The 848-nt window shown below is 32.0% G+C and carries 1 protein-coding gene and 1 pseudogene; one reads left to right on the top strand and one right to left on the bottom strand.

Going from position 1 to position 848, the window contains the following annotated elements:
- The coding region (locus tag DN393_RS31145; RefSeq protein WP_179958551.1) for a fibronectin type III domain-containing protein at positions 1-415 on the top strand (415 nt) is incomplete at its 5' end.
- Between the two features lie 303 nt (positions 416-718).
- On the opposite strand, the pseudogene DN393_RS31140 reads toward DN393_RS31145, so the two are convergent.
- Positions 719-848, bottom strand: a pseudogene (locus DN393_RS31140) (exosporium protein D); the annotation flags it as partial.

Here is an 848-nt window from a genome sequence, read left to right as displayed (position 1 = left end):
AGGATTACATAGTATGGGAACGACAGCATCAAGTGTTGATTTAATGTGGAGTCCATCTGACGATAATATTAGTGTAGACCATTACGATATTTATAGAGAAACAGAAGGATCAATGAAAAAGATTGCAACATCTAATACGACTTCTTATATGGATAAAAATTTACTCTCTAATACTACTTATAAATATGTAGTGAAAGCTGTTGATGTAGCTGGAAATGAATCTGTACAGAGTGATATATTCACAATTACTACAAAAACTGAAAGCGCTTCATATGAAGGTTGGGATGCAAAGAAAGCATATGAAAAGGGAGATAGAGTTCTACACGAAGGAAAAGTATATGAAGCAGTCCAGAGCTATCAAGGAAATGGGGATCCAAACTGGATTTATGCCTTATCATTATGGAAAACAGTGTAAGCTTTACCTAGGTATGAACTAAGAGATGATGGGCTTTGACGTAAAAGGAAATCTTGAGAATTCACTTTTCTGTTTATAAAAAAGACGACGTTGAATACGTCGTCTTTTTTTCTAAATTTTACTTTCCTTCATTAAATGATGATAAGTCCCGTAATTAAACTAAAGTGTTATTTTTATAAAATAACGGGGAAGGAGAGATTTAAAGAAAAATCATAGTGTATGATTCTAAAATGTTTTTGAAAATGTATGGAGCGAAATAAAAAGAACCCTGTATAAAACGGTTTCTTTTGCTGCGTTAATCTATTAATTACAATCTTGATAATATTCATCACACGAATCCTTATTATCGTTACAGCAAATACAAAATGTTTTTTGCACAAATAAACTAACTATACTAGTAGGACCCTCCTGTTTGGTAAAAGTAAGACTTTGA

Source organism: Bacillus sp. BPN334 (assembly GCF_008368885.1).
Classification (GTDB): domain Bacteria; phylum Bacillota; class Bacilli; order Bacillales; family Bacillaceae_G; genus Bacillus_A; species Bacillus_A wiedmannii.
This window is presented reverse-complemented; position numbering and strand designations above follow the sequence as displayed.